This is a genomic window from Acidiferrobacteraceae bacterium (genome assembly GCA_037388825.1).
Classification (GTDB): Bacteria; Pseudomonadota; Gammaproteobacteria; order Acidiferrobacterales; family JAJDNE01; genus JARRJV01.
Window position 1 is genome coordinate 16,121 of the sequence record JARRJV010000014.1, and the last position, 15,800, is coordinate 31,920.

At 62.3% G+C, this 15,800-nt stretch carries 21 protein-coding genes and 1 tRNA gene; 4 read left to right on the top strand and 18 right to left on the bottom strand.

Features of this window, described 5'->3' with window-relative positions:
- Positions 1 to 50: 50 nt before the first annotated feature.
- Positions 51 to 596 carry a CorA family divalent cation transporter gene (locus P8X48_03775; protein ID MEJ2106437.1) on the top strand — a complete coding sequence of 182 codons (546 nt, stop codon included), beginning with the start codon at positions 51 to 53 and terminating at the stop codon, positions 594 to 596.
- Entirely contained in the window at positions 580 to 1,032 is a 453-nt protein-coding gene (gene corA, locus P8X48_03780) for a magnesium/cobalt transporter CorA (GenBank protein ID MEJ2106438.1), read from the top strand. The genes P8X48_03775 and corA overlap by 17 nt, the downstream gene beginning before the upstream one ends.
- Before the next feature lie 33 nt (positions 1,033 to 1,065).
- Here corA and P8X48_03785 read toward each other — a convergent pair.
- The 17 genes from P8X48_03785 to P8X48_03865 form a co-directional block, all read right to left on the bottom strand.
- A tRNA-Lys gene (locus tag P8X48_03785) sits at positions 1,066 to 1,141 on the bottom strand.
- Positions 1,142 to 1,227: 86 nt separating this feature from the next.
- Positions 1,228 to 1,629 carry a YeeE/YedE thiosulfate transporter family protein gene (locus tag P8X48_03790; GenBank protein ID MEJ2106439.1) on the bottom strand — a complete coding sequence of 134 codons (402 nt, stop codon included), beginning with the start codon at positions 1,627 to 1,629 and terminating at the stop codon, positions 1,228 to 1,230.
- Positions 1,622 to 2,296 carry a YeeE/YedE thiosulfate transporter family protein gene (locus P8X48_03795; GenBank protein MEJ2106440.1) on the bottom strand — a complete coding sequence of 225 codons (675 nt, stop codon included), beginning with the start codon at positions 2,294 to 2,296 and terminating at the stop codon, positions 1,622 to 1,624. Before P8X48_03795 ends, P8X48_03790 begins: the two co-directional genes overlap by 8 nt.
- 135 nt (positions 2,297 to 2,431) lie before the next feature.
- Positions 2,432 to 3,127 carry a 7-cyano-7-deazaguanine synthase QueC gene (gene queC / locus P8X48_03800; protein MEJ2106441.1) on the bottom strand — a complete coding sequence of 232 codons (696 nt, stop codon included), beginning with the start codon at positions 3,125 to 3,127 and terminating at the stop codon, positions 2,432 to 2,434.
- On the bottom strand, positions 3,111 to 3,776 hold the full coding sequence (gene queE, locus P8X48_03805) for a 7-carboxy-7-deazaguanine synthase QueE (protein MEJ2106442.1): 666 nt from the start codon (positions 3,774 to 3,776) through the stop codon (positions 3,111 to 3,113). The genes queC and queE overlap by 17 nt, the downstream gene beginning before the upstream one ends.
- A gap of 16 nt (positions 3,777 to 3,792) precedes the next feature.
- Positions 3,793 to 4,575 carry a tol-pal system protein YbgF gene (gene ybgF, locus P8X48_03810; GenBank protein ID MEJ2106443.1) on the bottom strand — a complete coding sequence of 261 codons (783 nt, stop codon included), beginning with the start codon at positions 4,573 to 4,575 and terminating at the stop codon, positions 3,793 to 3,795.
- On the bottom strand, positions 4,572 to 5,075 hold the full coding sequence (gene pal, locus P8X48_03815) for a peptidoglycan-associated lipoprotein Pal (protein ID MEJ2106444.1): 504 nt from the start codon (positions 5,073 to 5,075) through the stop codon (positions 4,572 to 4,574). The genes ybgF and pal overlap by 4 nt, the downstream gene beginning before the upstream one ends.
- 19 nt (positions 5,076 to 5,094) lie before the next feature.
- A complete protein-coding gene (gene tolB, locus P8X48_03820; protein ID MEJ2106445.1) occupies positions 5,095 to 6,393 on the bottom strand; it encodes a Tol-Pal system beta propeller repeat protein TolB in 1,299 nt (432 codons plus the stop codon).
- 5 nt (positions 6,394 to 6,398) lie between these two features.
- Positions 6,399 to 7,172 (bottom strand): cell envelope integrity protein TolA, encoded by a 774-nt coding sequence (gene tolA, locus P8X48_03825; protein MEJ2106446.1) that lies wholly within the window; start codon positions 7,170 to 7,172, stop codon positions 6,399 to 6,401.
- Between the two features lie 5 nt (positions 7,173 to 7,177).
- Entirely contained in the window at positions 7,178 to 7,600 is a 423-nt protein-coding gene (gene tolR / locus P8X48_03830) for a protein TolR (GenBank protein ID MEJ2106447.1), read from the bottom strand.
- A complete protein-coding gene (gene tolQ, locus P8X48_03835; GenBank protein MEJ2106448.1) occupies positions 7,597 to 8,289 on the bottom strand; it encodes a protein TolQ in 693 nt (230 codons plus the stop codon). The genes tolR and tolQ overlap by 4 nt, the downstream gene beginning before the upstream one ends.
- Positions 8,286 to 8,729: a tol-pal system-associated acyl-CoA thioesterase gene (gene ybgC, locus P8X48_03840; protein ID MEJ2106449.1), complete on the bottom strand. Its 444-nt coding sequence runs from the start codon at positions 8,727 to 8,729 to the stop codon at positions 8,286 to 8,288. The genes tolQ and ybgC overlap by 4 nt, the downstream gene beginning before the upstream one ends.
- A gap of 45 nt (positions 8,730 to 8,774) precedes the next feature.
- Positions 8,775 to 9,824 carry a Holliday junction branch migration DNA helicase RuvB gene (gene ruvB / locus P8X48_03845; GenBank protein ID MEJ2106450.1) on the bottom strand — a complete coding sequence of 350 codons (1,050 nt, stop codon included), beginning with the start codon at positions 9,822 to 9,824 and terminating at the stop codon, positions 8,775 to 8,777.
- Positions 9,825 to 9,833: 9 nt separating this feature from the next.
- Positions 9,834 to 10,427: a Holliday junction branch migration protein RuvA gene (gene ruvA / locus P8X48_03850; GenBank protein MEJ2106451.1), complete on the bottom strand. Its 594-nt coding sequence runs from the start codon at positions 10,425 to 10,427 to the stop codon at positions 9,834 to 9,836.
- Positions 10,424 to 10,933 (bottom strand): crossover junction endodeoxyribonuclease RuvC, encoded by a 510-nt coding sequence (gene ruvC, locus P8X48_03855; GenBank protein MEJ2106452.1) that lies wholly within the window; start codon positions 10,931 to 10,933, stop codon positions 10,424 to 10,426. The genes ruvA and ruvC overlap by 4 nt, the downstream gene beginning before the upstream one ends.
- A gap of 27 nt (positions 10,934 to 10,960) precedes the next feature.
- On the bottom strand, positions 10,961 to 11,710 hold the full coding sequence (locus P8X48_03860; protein ID MEJ2106453.1) for a YebC/PmpR family DNA-binding transcriptional regulator: 750 nt from the start codon (positions 11,708 to 11,710) through the stop codon (positions 10,961 to 10,963).
- An 85-nt stretch (positions 11,711 to 11,795) separates the two neighbouring features.
- Positions 11,796 to 12,587, bottom strand: a complete 792-nt coding sequence (locus P8X48_03865; protein MEJ2106454.1) for a phosphatase PAP2 family protein — start codon at positions 12,585 to 12,587, stop codon at positions 11,796 to 11,798.
- Positions 12,588 to 12,739: 152 nt separating this feature from the next.
- Here P8X48_03865 and P8X48_03870 point away from each other — a divergent pair, with 152 nt between their 5' ends.
- Positions 12,740 to 14,767, top strand: coding sequence for a serine/threonine protein kinase (locus P8X48_03870; GenBank protein MEJ2106455.1), 2,028 nt, complete (start codon positions 12,740 to 12,742; stop codon positions 14,765 to 14,767).
- Between the two features lie 103 nt (positions 14,768 to 14,870).
- Positions 14,871 to 15,245 carry a thioredoxin gene (gene trxA / locus P8X48_03875; protein ID MEJ2106456.1) on the top strand — a complete coding sequence of 125 codons (375 nt, stop codon included), beginning with the start codon at positions 14,871 to 14,873 and terminating at the stop codon, positions 15,243 to 15,245.
- Here the strand turns inward: trxA and P8X48_03880 are convergent.
- Positions 15,242 to 15,790: a hypothetical protein gene (locus P8X48_03880; GenBank protein ID MEJ2106457.1), complete on the bottom strand. Its 549-nt coding sequence runs from the start codon at positions 15,788 to 15,790 to the stop codon at positions 15,242 to 15,244. The two genes, trxA and P8X48_03880, sit on opposite strands and share 4 nt — an antisense overlap.
- Positions 15,791 to 15,800: the final 10 nt, after the last annotated feature.

Genomic DNA, 15,800 nt, shown 5'->3' on the forward strand with positions numbered 1-15,800 from the left:
GGATAGTGGTAGCGTATAACCTGCTCAGTTCGGCATGGATACTCGCTATCATGGCCTATTTCGGAAAACGCTACCATCCGCCCGGTACGGCGCCAGGAACCCTGATCCCGTCGGAATCAACGGAAGTGTGGCCCCTTAGCATCCGCGTCATGGACTACGATGCGGATCACTTTGAAGATGCCGGTACGGTAGGGGCCACAGATTGCCGCGCCTATCTCGACCAGCCGACGATTACCTGGATTCATGTTCAGGGTACCGCCGAACCCGATGTCCTGTACGAGCTGGGTACCCAGTTAGATCTGCATCCGCTCGCGCTGGAAGATATTCTCAATTCCGGGCAGCGCCCCAAGGTCGAGACGTATCCAAACCAGTATTTTGTAATCGCCTCGCTGCCAGTGCAGCGGAACGGCAGTATTGAGGTGGAACAGGTCAGCCTTTTCCTGGGCGATCGCTATGTAGTCAGCTTTCATCAGGGGCGCGACGACCCCTTTGAGCCGGTGCGCAAACGCCTGCGCAACGGAGTCGGCAGGCTACGTACCCGAGGCGCTGGCTACCTCTTGTATACCCTGCTGGACCTGGTTGGCGCGGATTCATGAACTGAAGCGCAATCTGCTACTGCTGCGCCGCATGTTGTGGCCGCAACGGGAAGTGCTCAATACCCTGATGCGTGAGGCCTCGCCCCTGATCGGCGACGATACCCACATCTATCTTCGCGACTGCTATGACCACACGATCCAGATCATGGATCTGCTCGAAACCTATCGGGACATGATTTCCGGCATGGTGGACGTGTACTTGTCCAGCGTCAGTAATCGCCTCAACGAAGTCATGCGTGTATTGACCGTCATTGCTACGATCTTTATTCCGCCCTCCTTCATCGCCAGCGTCTATGGAATGAATTTCGATCGTCAGGCAGGTTCGTGGAACATGCCGGAACTGGGATGGCCCTACGGCTACCTGTTCGCCTGGTTCCTGATGGTGGCCATGATTGGCGGGATGATCATCTTCTTCAAACGGAAGAAGTGGTTCTAGCGAAGCGAAGCGACGCGGCGAACGGAAGAAAGATGGTGGGCCGTGTAGGACTCGAACCTACGACCAATGGATTAAAAGTCCACTGCTCTACCAACTGAGCTAACGGCCCAAAAAATGAGGCGGGATTATCGCGACCGCCCCTGTTCATGTCAAACCAGGTCCCGGCGCGGGACCTGGTTTGACAAGACAGAGCCGTTACTTGGCCGCCGGCATCAAACGCATGTCGGCAAGCGCCATGCGCAGGGCCTTCACGAAGCCCTGCTCGTCCAGCAGATAGTACTGTGTCTTCATCGTCAGCGCGGCACCAAATACGATAGACATCCACGCGAGCATGGAACCCACTGCCAGGCTGGAGAATCCGGTGATGCCCTGGCCGATGGTGCAGCCCATGGCGAGCACGCCACCGAAGCCCATGAGCACGCCACCCGCGACATGATTGGCGGCATCCTTTCCGTTCACGAACCATTCGATTCGGAACTTGCGGGTGATCACGGCATAGAGGAAAGAACCGACGATCACGCCGGTCAGGGCCATAATGCCGAAATTGATGTAGCCCAGGTGGGTCGGGTGCATAACATAGCGGAAGCTGTCACCCATGGGACTGATAAAGGTATACGACTGCACCGCCACGCGGCTGGGCGGTTCGGCCGAGAACTGGGCGTCCTCGATCCAGCGCGCCCCCAGGGAACCACCGGTCACCCACCACGTTCAGCGTACCCGAGGCGGAGGCGCCGAACAGGCCGCCGACGAGGGTCCCCAACTGCTGGCTGTCGATGCCGTGGCGTGCGAGGTCGATGGTGGTGGCCTGAACCGCGGGGAAGATGTACAGCCCGAAGAAGTCGGTCCACAGCATGGCGTACGCAACCGCCGCCGCGAACACCAGTACCACTAGAGATTTGATGTTGCCCGCACCGACACGGATCAGGGTCTTGTTGCCACAGCCACTGCCCAGGGTCATGCCGATTCCGAACAGAAAGCCCCCGAGCACGTAGCGCAGCCAGGCAAAATTTGGCGTGCGATAGGGAGGAAAGGTTCCACTCCCGATCGGGATCTTGATGACCCCGGTGGACTCCAGCAACAGTACGCCGGCCATGGCAATGGCGATAGCGAAGATCCACGCGCGCAGGCGCCCGGTATCCCCCATATTGACCCAGTCCGAGACCGCGCCCATGGTGCAAAAATTGGTCTTGTTGGCGACCGCGCCCAGTACGACCGCGGTGAGAAAGACAATCAGCAAGACCTCGTGATGTGTGGTGAGATGCATAATCTGGTTCCTTCTGGCTCAGTACAGCCCGACGGCGCGCTTGAGACGACACCGGACCTCATTGTTTTATTTGAAAAAAACCGGTAGCGGAAACGCAATTTTATCGCATTTCCCGGCCCCGCCACCACCGCGATTCTAGCGCGGTTTGTAGGGGGTCGGATCCGGAGCACCGGCTTCCCGGAAGCCCTGGGCCCGCAAACGGCAGGAATCGCAGACCCCACAGGCCTCGCCGTTTGGGCCGGGATTGTAGCAGGACACGGTGAGGCCATAATTTATTCCCAGACCTACGCCGGTATGGATGATTTCGGCCTTGCTCATGGCAATCAGGGGCGCATGGATCGTAAAACGCTGCCCCTCCACCCCCGCACGGGTCGCCAGATTCGCCAGTTCCTCGAATGCGCGAATGAACTCGGGACGACAGTCCGGATAGCCGGAATAGTCCACGGCGTTGGCCCCGATGAATATATCCTGCGCGCCCAAAACCTCGGCCCACCCCAGCGCGACCGAAAGAAATATCGTGTTTCGCGCGGGCACGTAAGTGATCGGGATGCCCTCTCCCGGTTCTTCGGGAACAGGGACATCCGTATCCGTCAGGGCCGACCCACCCATCCAGCCGATATCCAGCCGCATGGTCCGGTGTTCGACCGCGCCGATGCTCGCGGCGACACGGCTCGCCGCCTTCAGTTCGACCCGGTGACGTTGTCCATAGTCAAAAGACAATGCGTAACATGCATAGCCCTGGCTGCGGGCAATGGCGAGCGTCGTGGCCGAGTCCAGGCCGCCCGATACCAACACCACGGCCAGCGGTGACTTTCTATCGTCCGGGCTCATTGCCCCAGAGAATCTTGTGCAACTGGACCTGCATGCGCACCGGCAAATGGTCTTCCAGGATCCACTCCGCCAGTTCGCGCGGATTTACCAATCCCTCCGCTGGCGAAAAAAGCACATCGCAAAGCCCGTCCAGGTTTCGCGCCTCCACCTGCTCACGGCTCCAGAGGTAGTCCTCGCGACTGGTAATCACGAATTTGATCTCGTCATTCTTGTCCAGATGGGCGAGATTCTCAAAACGATTGCGCGCCACTTCCCCGGACCCGGGGGTCTTGATGTCCATGACCACGTTGACCCGCGGATCAATGCCCTCGATGTCGAGCGCGCCACTGGTTTCCAGAGAGACGTGATAGCCATGGTCACACAGACGCCGCAACAGATCCGGACAACCGGTCTGGGCAAGGGGCTCTCCCCCCGTCACCGTTATATAGCGCGTTCCGTAGGGTGCTACGGCGGAAAGTATGTCATCGTAACTCATCCAATGTCCGCCGGTGAATGCGTACTCGGTGTCACAGTAGCCGCATCGCAGCGGACAGCCGGTCAGGCGAACGAAAACCGTCGGCCAGCCCGCGGACCTCGCCTCCCCCTGCACGGAGTGGAAGATCTCTGTTACTCGGACGCGTTCCCGCGCGCGTGTTTCGGAAGTGGACATCGCACTCACGCGGGATCTAGTGGCCCTCTTTCTGCATCAGGGCCAATCGGGATTTTGCGGAGCGCGCCAGCACGGTATTCGGATAGCGCGAGGCAACCTCGTTCAGAAAGGTGCGCGCCTTGTCCCATTCATGCAACTCGTAGTAGGTGTAGCCGATCTTCAGCGTTGCATCGGGAACCTTGCGGCTCCCCGGATAGGTTTCCCGTACCTTGATGTAGTCCTTCAGTGCCTTGGCAAAATTTCTCTTGATGTAGCTGGTCTCGGCAATCCAGTACTGGGCATTGGGCGCCAGCGGGCTGGAGGGAAACTTCGCAATGAAGGCATGAAAGGCCCGCCCCGCACCCGTGTAGTCCCCCTGCTTCATTTGCTGAAACGCGGCATCGTAGGCGTGCTGCTCCGTTGCCGTAGGAATCGCACTGGAAGTGGCCGGTTGCGGGCCGGTGTTTCCAGCCGCCGCCGAACCCGTTGCGGGTGGCGCAGGCCCGCCCACGCGCTCCAGGCTGCGCACCCGGCGATCGAGATCGGCCGTGAGATCTTGCAGGCGCGAACGCAATTCCTCGAGATCGTGCCCCTGGACCTCCACCTGATTGCGCAACTGGCGCACCTCGGTCTGCAGCGAATCCAGTTGCTGCAACAACTCGACCAGGGTTTCCTTTGAAATGTTCGCGGGGGCGTCCTTGTCCGCGGCCTTCTGGTCTTCGGGACCCTGGGATCGCCAGCCCGCGTAAGTGGATAACGGCGATCCCGCGATTACCAGGAATCCCAAAAGTGTCGTCGTCAGTACGGCCCGGACATTCATGGATAGACAATCTCCACCCGTCGGTTGCGCGCCCATGCAGCCTCGTTGTGCCCCGGATCCAATGGCTTCTCCTCGCCGTACGACACCGTTTCCATCCGATCGCGGCTGACACCCAGAACCACCATCATGCGCATCACGGCCTTGGCGCGACGTTCCCCGAGGGCCAGATTGTAATCCCGCGTCCCGCGTTCGTCGCAATTTCCTTCCAGGCGGACCTTCACGTCCGGGTGGGCGACCAGCCAGGCGGCATTGGCCTCGACGGTTTCGCGATTGTGGTCGTCAACCTCGCTGCTGTCGAACGCAAAGTTAACAGTCGTTACCACAGGCTGCTCTTCACCCCCCAGGACCTCACCACCGACTTCCCCGGTCCCCCCCGCGGTCCCGGTGGTCACCTCGCCCCCGGCGCCTTCCGGCCCGCCCTCCTTGGACGGTTCCGTTTGGCAGGCGGCCAGGGCGAGCAGCAGCATCGCGGTCCAGATCAGTTTCGCAGGCATTTTCATCGTCGACTCCTTCAGTGCATCAACGGGGAAGATAGGGGGACCACGCCGGTTCGCGGATGTCGGCATCGGTCAGGGTATACAGCTGGCGCACACGCCCGTCGGAAGAGACCGAGGCCAATACACCTCGTCCCTGAATCTCGGTTGCGTACAGAATCATGCTCCCGTTGGGCGCGAAACTCGGGGACTCGTCCAGACGGGTATTGGTGAGAACGTCCACGGAACCGCTGCCCAGGTTCATGACACCAATGTCGTAGCGGCCGTTCCTGCGGGTCACAAAGGCGACCGACTTGCCATCCGGTGCATAGCGCGCACGAGCATTGTAGCTTCCTTCATAGGTCAGACGCGTGGGTGCTCCGCCTGAGGCGGACTTGCGATACAGCTGCGGGCCGCCGGCACGATCCGAGGTAAAAATGATCTGACTGCCATCCGGAGACCAGGTCGGTTCCGTATCGATGGCGGGATCGAAGGTCAAACGCTTCAGGTGCTTGGTCTTCAGATCCATGACGTAGATTTCCGCGTTCCCATCGCGGGACAGGGTCATGGCCAGCCGTCGCCCATCGGGGGCGAATGCCGGCGCGCTATTGATCCCGGGGTACTGGGCCAGCCGCTCGCGCTTGCCGGTGATTACGCTCTGCAGGTAAATCATGGAGCGCTTGGCTTCGAACGACACGTAGGCGATCTGTTTGCCGTCAGGAGACCAGGCCGGCGACATAATCGGCTCGGGCGAGGTCACGATCGCCACCGGATTGTAGCCATCCGAATCGGCTACATTCAGCTGGAACCTGACATTCTTCCCCACACCCTGGCGGCTCACGTAGGCAACACGTGTGTTGAACACACCCGGCTCGCCGGTAAGCTTTTCGTAGATTCGGTCTGCGATCTGGTGCGCGATCGCGCGCAGGCGTTTCTCTGCAACCACGTAGCGATAGCCGGTCAGCTGCCGCTGTTTGTACACATCCATCAGGCGAAATTCGATCTGGTAGCGCCCATCCTTCCTTCGCTGGACAGTTCCAATCACCAGCGCGTCCACCTTCACCAGGCGCCAGTCCTTGTAGACTACGTCCCGGTTGCGCGTTGGCCTTGCCGGCAGCTTGTCAGCCGCCAGTGGCGCGAAGCGACCACTGCGCGCCAGGTCGGCCCGGACGATGGCGGCGACATCCTGCGGCATTGGTGCACCCTTGGGTCGGCCGAACGGGACCACCGCAATCGGGATCCCGCCTGCCACACCCTGGGTGATTTCGATCTTGAGTATGGCCGCTGCCGGTGCTGCAGGCAGGAGGGTTGCAAGAAGCAATGTAATGGATACCAGGCTGCGCATATGATCTACCGCTGTATGTCATTGGGCGAGAACGTCAGCTCGAGTTCCCGCAATTGTTCAAAGGCCGCCGCATCGTCCGGTACCGGTAAAGGCGACGACTTGTATACCGCGTTCTCCACCGAGCGGTCGAAATTCGCGTCCCCGCTCCGCCTCTTGATTGCGACACTGAGCACTTCGCCGCCGGGGACCAGGCGCACCAGTACCGTACACGACAGACCGCGATCGACCTGAGGCGGAACAATCCAGTTGCGGCTGATGCGCGCGAAGATCCTGGACTTGAATCCCGCCGCCTCCTGCATGGCCCGCGCACGTTCTGCGTCCTTCGCGCGCTGCGCCTCTTCTGCCGCCAGTTGTTGCTGCAACTGATGTTGCGCGCGTTTCTGCCGTTCCGCCTCGGCCTTCCGCTTTGCCTCGGCCTTCCGCTTTGCCTCGGCCTTCCGCTTTGCCTCGGCCTTCCGCTTTGCCTCGGCCCGTTTGCGCGCGTCCGCTTTACGCTTCAGCTCCGCCTCGTGCCGCGCCTGCTGTTGCCGCGCCCGCTCCTCGGCCCGTTTGCGGCTTTCCGCTTCCCTGCGCGCCGCCGCGCGTTGGGCCGCGCTAGGCTCCGGTGCCTGGCTGGTAGCACGAACTACCTTGGCCTGGATTACCGGTGCCGGCGTCGCCAGCGGCGCACTGGATCGCAACTGGATCGCCAGCAGGGCCAGGACGGTGCCATGCACCAACAGGGCAAGACCCAGCGCCCGGGCCGAATCCTTGGCATGGGATCGGTGCCGAATCGCCACCGACATCACCGCCGCGGGGGCGGTTCCGTGATCAAGCCTACACTGGGCGCGCCACTGTTTTGCAGCAGCACCATCGCCTGCACAACGGTCCCGTAGGGCACACGACGATCGCCCCGGATCAACACCGTGGTCAGTGGCCGCGCCGCGAGGATGGCGCCGACCTTGCGTCGCAGGGCCTTTTCATCGATAGGCCGATCGTCCAGATAGTAATGACCCTCACGATCCACAGTCACCACCAAGTTTTCCGGATCTTTCGTATCTACGGCCCGCGCAGCGGCCTGGGGCAAGTCCACTTTCACCCCCTGACTCAACAGGGGCGCGGCGATGATAAAGATCACCAGCAGAACAAGCATCACGTCGATGTAGGGTACGACATTGATATCCGACATCGGCTTGCGTGGCTGGCGTCGTAACAAAGGCTCGGTCATTTCGGCGCCCTCACCAGCTGGCGCTGGATCACGCTGGAGAATTCCTCCATGAATATCTCGTAGCGGGTAATAAGGCGCTCCACGCGATTCGAGTAACGGTTGTATGCAATGACCGCGGGAATGGCCGCAAACAATCCCATGGCCGTCGCGATCAGGGCCTCGGCGATACCGGGCGCGACGTGGGCGATGGATGCCTGCTGTACCGCACCCAGGGCGCGGAAGGAATTCATAATGCCCCACACGGTGCCGAACAGACCTACGTAGGGACTGGTGGAGCCAACCGTGGCCAGGAAGGACAAATGGGTTTCCAGCTCATCGATTTCGGCGGTCATGGCCACGCGCATGGAGCGGCGCACGGAATCCAGCATCTCGGTAGTGGTCCCGTGGGCGTGGGTGAGCAAACGGCGAAACTCACGAAAGCCGCTGAGGAATATGTCTTCCATACCGATGGCGTCGGTGTCCCGCCGATTGAGTTCGGTATACAGCTGATCCAGGGACGCGCCTCCCCAGAAGCGATCCTCGAACTCGTCGGCAATGCGGCGCGCACGGCGAAGCTGAAACCACTTGCGGAAGATCATGGTCCACGACACGAATGAGGCCGCAAGGAGGAGCAGCATCACGAGCTGCACCAGCAGACTCGCCTCGCCAACCAGCCCAAGGATGGATACCTTTTGTGATACCGGGTTCATCGTACCGTGCGCGCCTTTACAGTTCCCGCCGCCGGGCTCCCTGCGGACGAAAACCGGCGTGCAATCTCCTCCGGAATCGGCGCCGGGACAAAACGCTCGGCGTCGATACACGCCAGGCGAATCTCCCCGGTACACAACAGTTCCTCGCCGCGGCGTACCTGCTGGCGAAAGTCGACACTGGCCTTGCCCTGCCGCTCCGGTTCCGCCGTCACTTCCAGCAGATCGTTGAATCTCGCCGGTTTCAGGAAATCCAGTCTCGCGGTACGCACGGCAAATAGGATTCCGTTATCGCGCAAAAGTTCGTCCTGCTCGAAACCCAGGGACCGCAGCCATTCGGTTCGGGCGCGCTCCATGAAACGAAGGTAGTTCGCGTAATACACGACCCCGCCGGAATCGGTGTCTTCGTAGTAGACGCGCATGGAAAGTGTAAACGTACTCACGATACCGCCTGGTATTCCTGTAAACGAACGGTGGCGGAAAAGGGGTCAGGATTCGTCAAACAAATCCTCTTGCAGCCGCGCCGCCGCCTGCGGCACAGCCAGTCCGAAATACTCCCACGCCTTGCGCGTGGCGACCCGGCCCCGCGGCGTACGCATGAGAAAACCCTGCTGGATCAGAAACGGTTCGACCACGTCCTCGATGGTGCCGCGTTCCTCGCTGATGGCTGCGGCAAGACTGTCGATGCCTACCGGGCCGCCGTCGAAGTTCTCGATCACGGTGCGGATCAGCTTCCGATCCAGGGTATCGAAACCCTGTTCATCCACTTCTAACATGCTGAGTGCAGACGCGGCAATGTCGCCGGTCAGCGTGCCATCGCCTTTGATCTCGGCGAAGTCGCGGGTCCGCCGCAGCAGGCGGTTGGCAATGCGGGGCGTACCACGGGAACGAGCGGCGATGGCCTGCACGCCTTCGGAAGTGGTTTGCACGCTCAGGATACCGGCAGAACGTTGCACGATTCTGGCAAGGTCATCAGGCCGATAGAACTCCAGCCGAAGAACGATACCAAAACGGTCGCGCAGCGGTGACGTGAGCAGGCCGGCACGGGTGGTCGCACCAATGAGCGTAAAGGGTGGCAGATCCAGCTTGATCGAACGGGCTGCCGGTCCCTCGCCAATCACGATGTCGAGCTGGTAGTCCTCCATGGCCGGATACAGGATTTCCTCCACAACCGGGCTGAGGCGATGGATCTCATCGATAAACAACACGTCGTTGGGTTCGAGGTTGGTCAAGAGCGCTGCCAGGTCTCCCGGACGCTCCAGCACCGGGCCCGAGGTCTGACGCAGGTTGGCCCCCATCTCGTTGGCGATCACATGGGCCAAGGTGGTCTTGCCCAGGCCGGGCGGGCCAAACAGGAGCACATGGTCAAGCGGCTCCTTGCGCTTGAGCGCGGCGGCGATGAAGACCTCCAGTTGCTGGTGCACATGGGGCTGGCCGATGTACTCGCCAATGCGATGCGGACGCAGGGCGCGATCGTGGGCCAGCTCCTCCGGTGTAGACATCACATGGGCCGATATCAGTCGGTCGTTTTCGATCATTTCCTGCCCCTACCCCGCGGCGCCCTTGAGCGCCTGTCGAATAATGTCCTCGGTACCCAGGCCTTCGGTCTGCACGCCCCGCACCAGGCGGCTGGCCTCATTCGGCTTGTACCCCAGGGCCATGAGCGCACTCACCGCCTCGCCCACGGCATTCAGGGGCACATCGCTCGCTGCTGCCGGCCCACCGGGCTCCACTGTACCTCCCTGCACCTTGTCGCGCATTTCCACGATCAGGCGCTCGGCGGTCTTCCGGCCAATACCGGGGACCCGGCTGATGCGGGCGATGTCCTCGCTGGCGACGCAATCGGCAAACTCCTGCTCGCTGAGCCCCGAAAGCAGGGCCAGGGCCACGCGCGGACCGACACCACTGACCTTGAGCAGGTTGCGAAAAAGGCGACGTTGGGACTCGCGCGAGAAGCCATAGAGCAGGTGGGCATCGTCGCGGACCACCAGGTGGGTGTGCAGGGTCACGGTTTCCCCCACGACTGGAAGATCATAAAACGTCGCCATGGGTGCCTCGAGTTCGTAGCCGACACCACCGACATCCACCAGTAGCACCGGTGGCTCCTTATGAACCAGGGTACCGCGCAAGCGCCCGATCATCGGCGTGCCCTCTTCATGCCCGCGAACGCCGCGGCAATGCCGGAACTGCTATGGGCATGACAGATGGCACAGGCCAGGGCGTCAGCCGCATCGGCCTGGGGCGTGCCGGACAACTGCAACAGGGCCGTCACCATGTGCTGTACCTGGTTCTTCTGCGCACGACCGGTACCCACCACAGCCTGTTTGATCTGCAGGGCCGTGTACTCGGCCAGGGGCAAATCATGGTGTAGACCGGCGCAGATGGCCGCGCCACGGGCCTGACCGAGCTTCAGGGCCGAGTCCGCATTGCGCGCGAGAAATACTTTCTCGATCGCCATGACATCGGGGTTGTGAGTCGCGATTACTTCGATAATTCCGTCGAAAATCGACTTCAGGCGTGGGGCCAGTTCTTCCGGGGGCGTGCGGATACAACCGGAGGCGACGTAGACCAGACGGCCACGTTCGCCCACTTCGACGATTCCGAAGCCGGTAAGACGGGAGCCAGGATCGACGCCGAGGATTCGCATGCTCAGCCCCGCTCCCCCGCGGACACGCTAGCCCGCCTCCTGTTGCAGCAACTCTTCGGAGAAATCGGCGTTGCTGTACACCTGTTGCACATCGTCGAGCTCTTCCAGGGCATCCAGCAAGCGCAGCATCTTTTCCCCTTCTTCGCCATCGAGATAGACCTCGGTGGACGCGCGTTCCGTTACTTCAGCCACTTCGGGTTCCAGTCCCGCGCTCTTCATGGCCGTGCACACGGCATCGAATTCTTCCGGTGTGGTTTGTACCTCGATACTTCCGTCGCCTTCCTGCACGACGTCGTCGGCGCCGGCCTCCAGAGCCGCTTCCATGACCTTGTCCTCGTCGGTTTCGCTGGGGTAAGCCAGCACGCCCATGCGCGTGAACAGATAGGCCACCGAACCGTCAGTGCCGAGATTGCCACCATGCTTGGAGAAGGCGTGACGGACCTCGGAAACCGTACGGTTGCGATTGTCGGTGGCGCAATCCACCATCACCGCGACGCCGTTGGGACCGTAGCCTTCGTAGCGTACCTCCTCATACTGGACGCCTTCCAGTTCGCCGGTGCCACGCTTGATCGCGCGCTCGATATTGTCCTTGGGCATATTCTGCGCCAGGGCCTTGTCGATGGCGGTGCGCAGACGGGGATTGGCGGACGCATCGCCGCCGCCCATACGGGCCGCGACAGTGATTTCACGGATCAGGCGGGTGAAGATTTTTCCGCGCTTGGCGTCCTGTGCGCCCTTGCGGAAACGGATGTTGGCCCATTTGCTATGGCCGGCCATGTGTGGATCCTCTTGTGCTTCGATTTTGCGGTAGCCGCCGGCGCACGGCGGCCGCCGATGTCCCGGCAAGGACCCGAACAAGCGCCTAGCTCGGAGCGTCGCTCTGACGCCGGAAAACACCGTAGAGGGCCCACAGACCCAGCACCACGGTCAACGCGCTCAACAGGTGCTGGAAATTCCGCGCCAGAACCTGCCCGGTGTTGGCATCCCAGAAAGCTGCCCCGCAGGCCAGGGACAGAATAATGATTCCGATCTGCCACTTCCTGCCCAGGCCGATCGGCCAGCGGCGCGCCAACCACACGCTGATGTGGCCCACCGTCCATCCCAGCACCAATCCGCCCAACACGTCCAGGGGCCAGTGGGCGCCCACCACCACCCGCGAGAAGGCCACAAGCAGCACCGGAATCGGCAGCGAAACCAGAATCCATGGCCGCCGGTGGTGCAGACCCACCACGGTCGCCAGCAACACCACGGTGCTTGCATGCCCGGACGGAAAGGAGCCGGTCAGCAACCTCGGACCGATGATATGGATTTGCGAAGAGGCCAAGAGACTGGCCGGCCGTGGCAGGTGCAGGGCGTGCTTGAGCCCGTGTATCGCAAGAGTCCCGAGTACCGCCGCAATAATCAGCGACCAGGCAAGCTCAGGATCGCGCCGGACCAGGGGGCCCAAGATGGCGAATGCCAACAGCCCTTCGCCCAGTAAGGTGATGTGGGCCCACAGGTCGTCGCCCGTGAACTGGCTGACCGCGTTGAGCAACAGGAAAAGCGGCCGATTGGAGCCCGTGGCCCAGACCAGGATGAAGACTCCCAGCAAGACGGCCAAGCCGCCGTAGAACCAGCCCATCGCGACCCTGGGCGTTGGGGAAGCCGATTCCAAGGGCGCCTTCAGACTATATTAATGGTAGGGCTCACGGCCCGGGATTATAGCGATATCACCCACACACGTCGCCGCAAGAGTTGCCCGGTCGGCGGATTGTGGCTACCGTAACTGCAAGGCTTGGCACGGACTGACGCAGGCGAAAATAAGCAATGGAATCAACCGCCAACGCAAGCGCGCTTTCCCTGGGGCACACCCTTGGCGAATATCGCATCGATGCCGTCCTCGGCCAGGGCGGATTTGGCATCACCTACCTCGCCACGGACAACAATCTGGGCACACGCGTCGCCATCAAGGAATTCTTTCCTGCGTCGCTGGCCCGGCGCGACGAAAATTCCGACATTGCCGACGCGCCCGAGGCGGGCGTCCGCGGCAAGGAACTCTACCTTTGGGGCCTGCAGCAGTTTCTTAGAGAGGCCCGCGCCCTCGCACAGTTCAAGCACCAGAACATCGTGCGGGTCCTGCGCTATTTCGAGGCGCACAACACCGCTTACATGGTCATGGAATATGAGCAAGGCCAGAGTCTTGCCCATTATCTGGCCACCCACGGCAACAAACTGACGGAGCAGGAGCTGCTGCGAGTCTTTCTTCCCATTCTCAATGGACTGCAGGCCATACACGACGCGGGCCTGCTGCACCTGGACATCAAACCGGACAATATCTACCTGCGCCAGGACGGCAGCCCCATGCTGATCGATTTCGGCTCCGCGCGGCAGCCCACCAGCGCTGCCGGGGAACTCCAGCCCATCACCTTGACGCCTGCCTACGCGGCACTGGAACAGTATCCGGACCAGGGCGCGCCGGGCCCCTGGACCGACGTCTACGCGCTCGGTGCGTCCATGTTTCGTTGCGTTACCGGCATCTCGCCCGCCGGCGGCCTGAAACGCGCCCAGGCTATCCAGCAGAACCAGCCCGACCCTCTGGCGTCGCTGGCCCGGGTGGGCGTCCCGGATTTCGCCAAATTCGTCCTGCAGTGCATCGACTGGGCCATGGAGATCGCCCCCCAGCGACGCCCCCAAAGCGCCCAGGAACTGCAGGAGGGCCTCCTGGGGCGCCGACGCCCGCCCCAGGTCCCATCGCCCCCGCGACCGGCGCCGGCACCGCCTGCCGAAGCTGCGACAGCCAATGATCCGGATGACAGCTATGTGGACCGCTGGAAGGCCGGGCGCTGGCTGCTCGCGGGCCTGGTGATCCTGGCGCTCGCCGGGATCGGCTTCCAGTATTGGGGCGGCTCGGGGACCGGTGCAAGCGAAGGCCCGAGGGAACAGATCTCGGACCGCCCGTCCCGGCTCGCCTTTACGCTGATCGGACATTCGGCCCCGGTACGATCCGTCGCCTTCCTCGACGGCGACCGCCGCCTGCTGTCTTCCGACGATTCCGGGCAAGTCCTGCTATGGGACCCGCGTACCGGCCAACGCCTGCAGCAGTTGGCCGATGGTGCCGACGGCGGTCGCATCATCGCCGCCACGACCAGCGGCGGCTGGTTCGCCGTGGCTGCTGGCGGCGGCATCGACATCCGCGGCCTGGATCAGGGCGACACCATCGCAAGCCTGCCGGGCCCGGAAGATGCGATCACCCGTCTGGCCGCCTCAAACGACGGGAAATGGGTTGCCGCGGGCGACAACCGGGGCAATCTGTTGATTCAGAAGGCCGATGGCAAGGGTCGCGGGATTCGGCTGCATGCCGGTCAGGGCGCAATCACCGGGCTCGCCTTTTCCGCCAATGGATCCCTGCTGGCGACGGGTGATGGCAAGGGTTCCGTGGCCCTCTGGGACGTAAAAACCGGCCAGAACCGGTTTCACGCCGTCACGGCGCCAGATCACGCATCGGCCCTGGCCCTGTCGCCCGACGGCAATTGGATCGCGAGTGGGGGTCAGGGGGGCGCGATTAGCCTGTGGAATCCCGGGGGAAGAGCCTCCCAGCGTTCCCTGCAGGCCCGGGTGGACCGGGTGGAATCCCTGGCATTCTCACCCGATGGAATGTCCCTGTACGTGGGCCTGAGCAACAACGCCGTGGCGGTCCTGGACCGGGAAAGCGGTTCCATTCGGGACATTCTCACGGGCCAGAACGGGGCCGTACAGGCCCTGGCCCTGTCCCCGGACGGCCTCACCCTGGCCACCGGTGGGCGCGATCTCATGGTCCTCATCTGGTCCGCCTGGGGCACGAAAACGAAGCGTTAGGCCCCCTTGCGAAAACCCCCGCCCCCGCCGGGCTTGTCTCACCGGCGGACCGCCCCCATACAGGGCAGGACACCCGATCACAGACAGACGACAGGACTATATTGTGGCAACCCTTGAACTGACGAAAGAGAATTTTTCCGAAACCGTCGACAACAACGGCATGATCCTGGTGGATTTCTGGGCCCCGTGGTGTGGTCCATGCCAGAGTTTCGGCCCCGTTTACGAACAGATTTCCGAGAATCATGAGGACGTGGTGTTCGCCAAGGTCAACACCGAGGAACAGCAGGAACTGGCGGCACACTTCCAGATTCGTTCCATTCCGACCCTGATGATCTTCCGCGACCAGATCGTGATCTTCGCGCAACCCGGGGCCCTGCCCGGTTCGGCCCTGGAAGAACTGATCGGCAAGGCGCGGGAACTGGACATGGACCAGGTACGCGCCGAGATCGCCGCCGAGCAGGCCAAGCAGTCCGGTTAAGCCTGGTTGCGGGCCTCGTCCGCAAACCTCCCGGTTTTCAAAAACTCGCACAGCTGGCGCGCCGTATCCGGCGCTGCCAGCATGCCCGTGTGCGAATGGTGAAGTACCCGCCGATCCGTGGCCCAGGAGGGCTGCGCCTCAGCCAGGCTCACGACCCCGTCATGCGGCCGATCCAGGTTACCCATCCACATCGCCAGGCCCACGGGCCGGTCGCCGGCAATGGCCCCGAAGTCCCGTCGCGGCGGCGCCCAGGTTCGCGGCTCACCTGCGACCACATCCATCACCGCACGACCAATCAGCATGCGCCCCAGGGAAGAGCGGGCCAGGCGCGCGCCGGCGCGCGTGCCCGACAAGGGAGAGCCAAGACTGACGATGCGCCCGGGCCGGGATGGAGGCGAATAATGGAACAGGGCTCGAACCACACCGCCGCCGAGACTGTGGAAAAGAGATCGTCCTTCATGGAGCGGTAGCGGAAGATGCAGGCCGCGTAGCCGGCCCGCCGCAGGCGCCGACGCAACGGCAACAAGACCCACCACGGTAACCACAGGCCCGGCA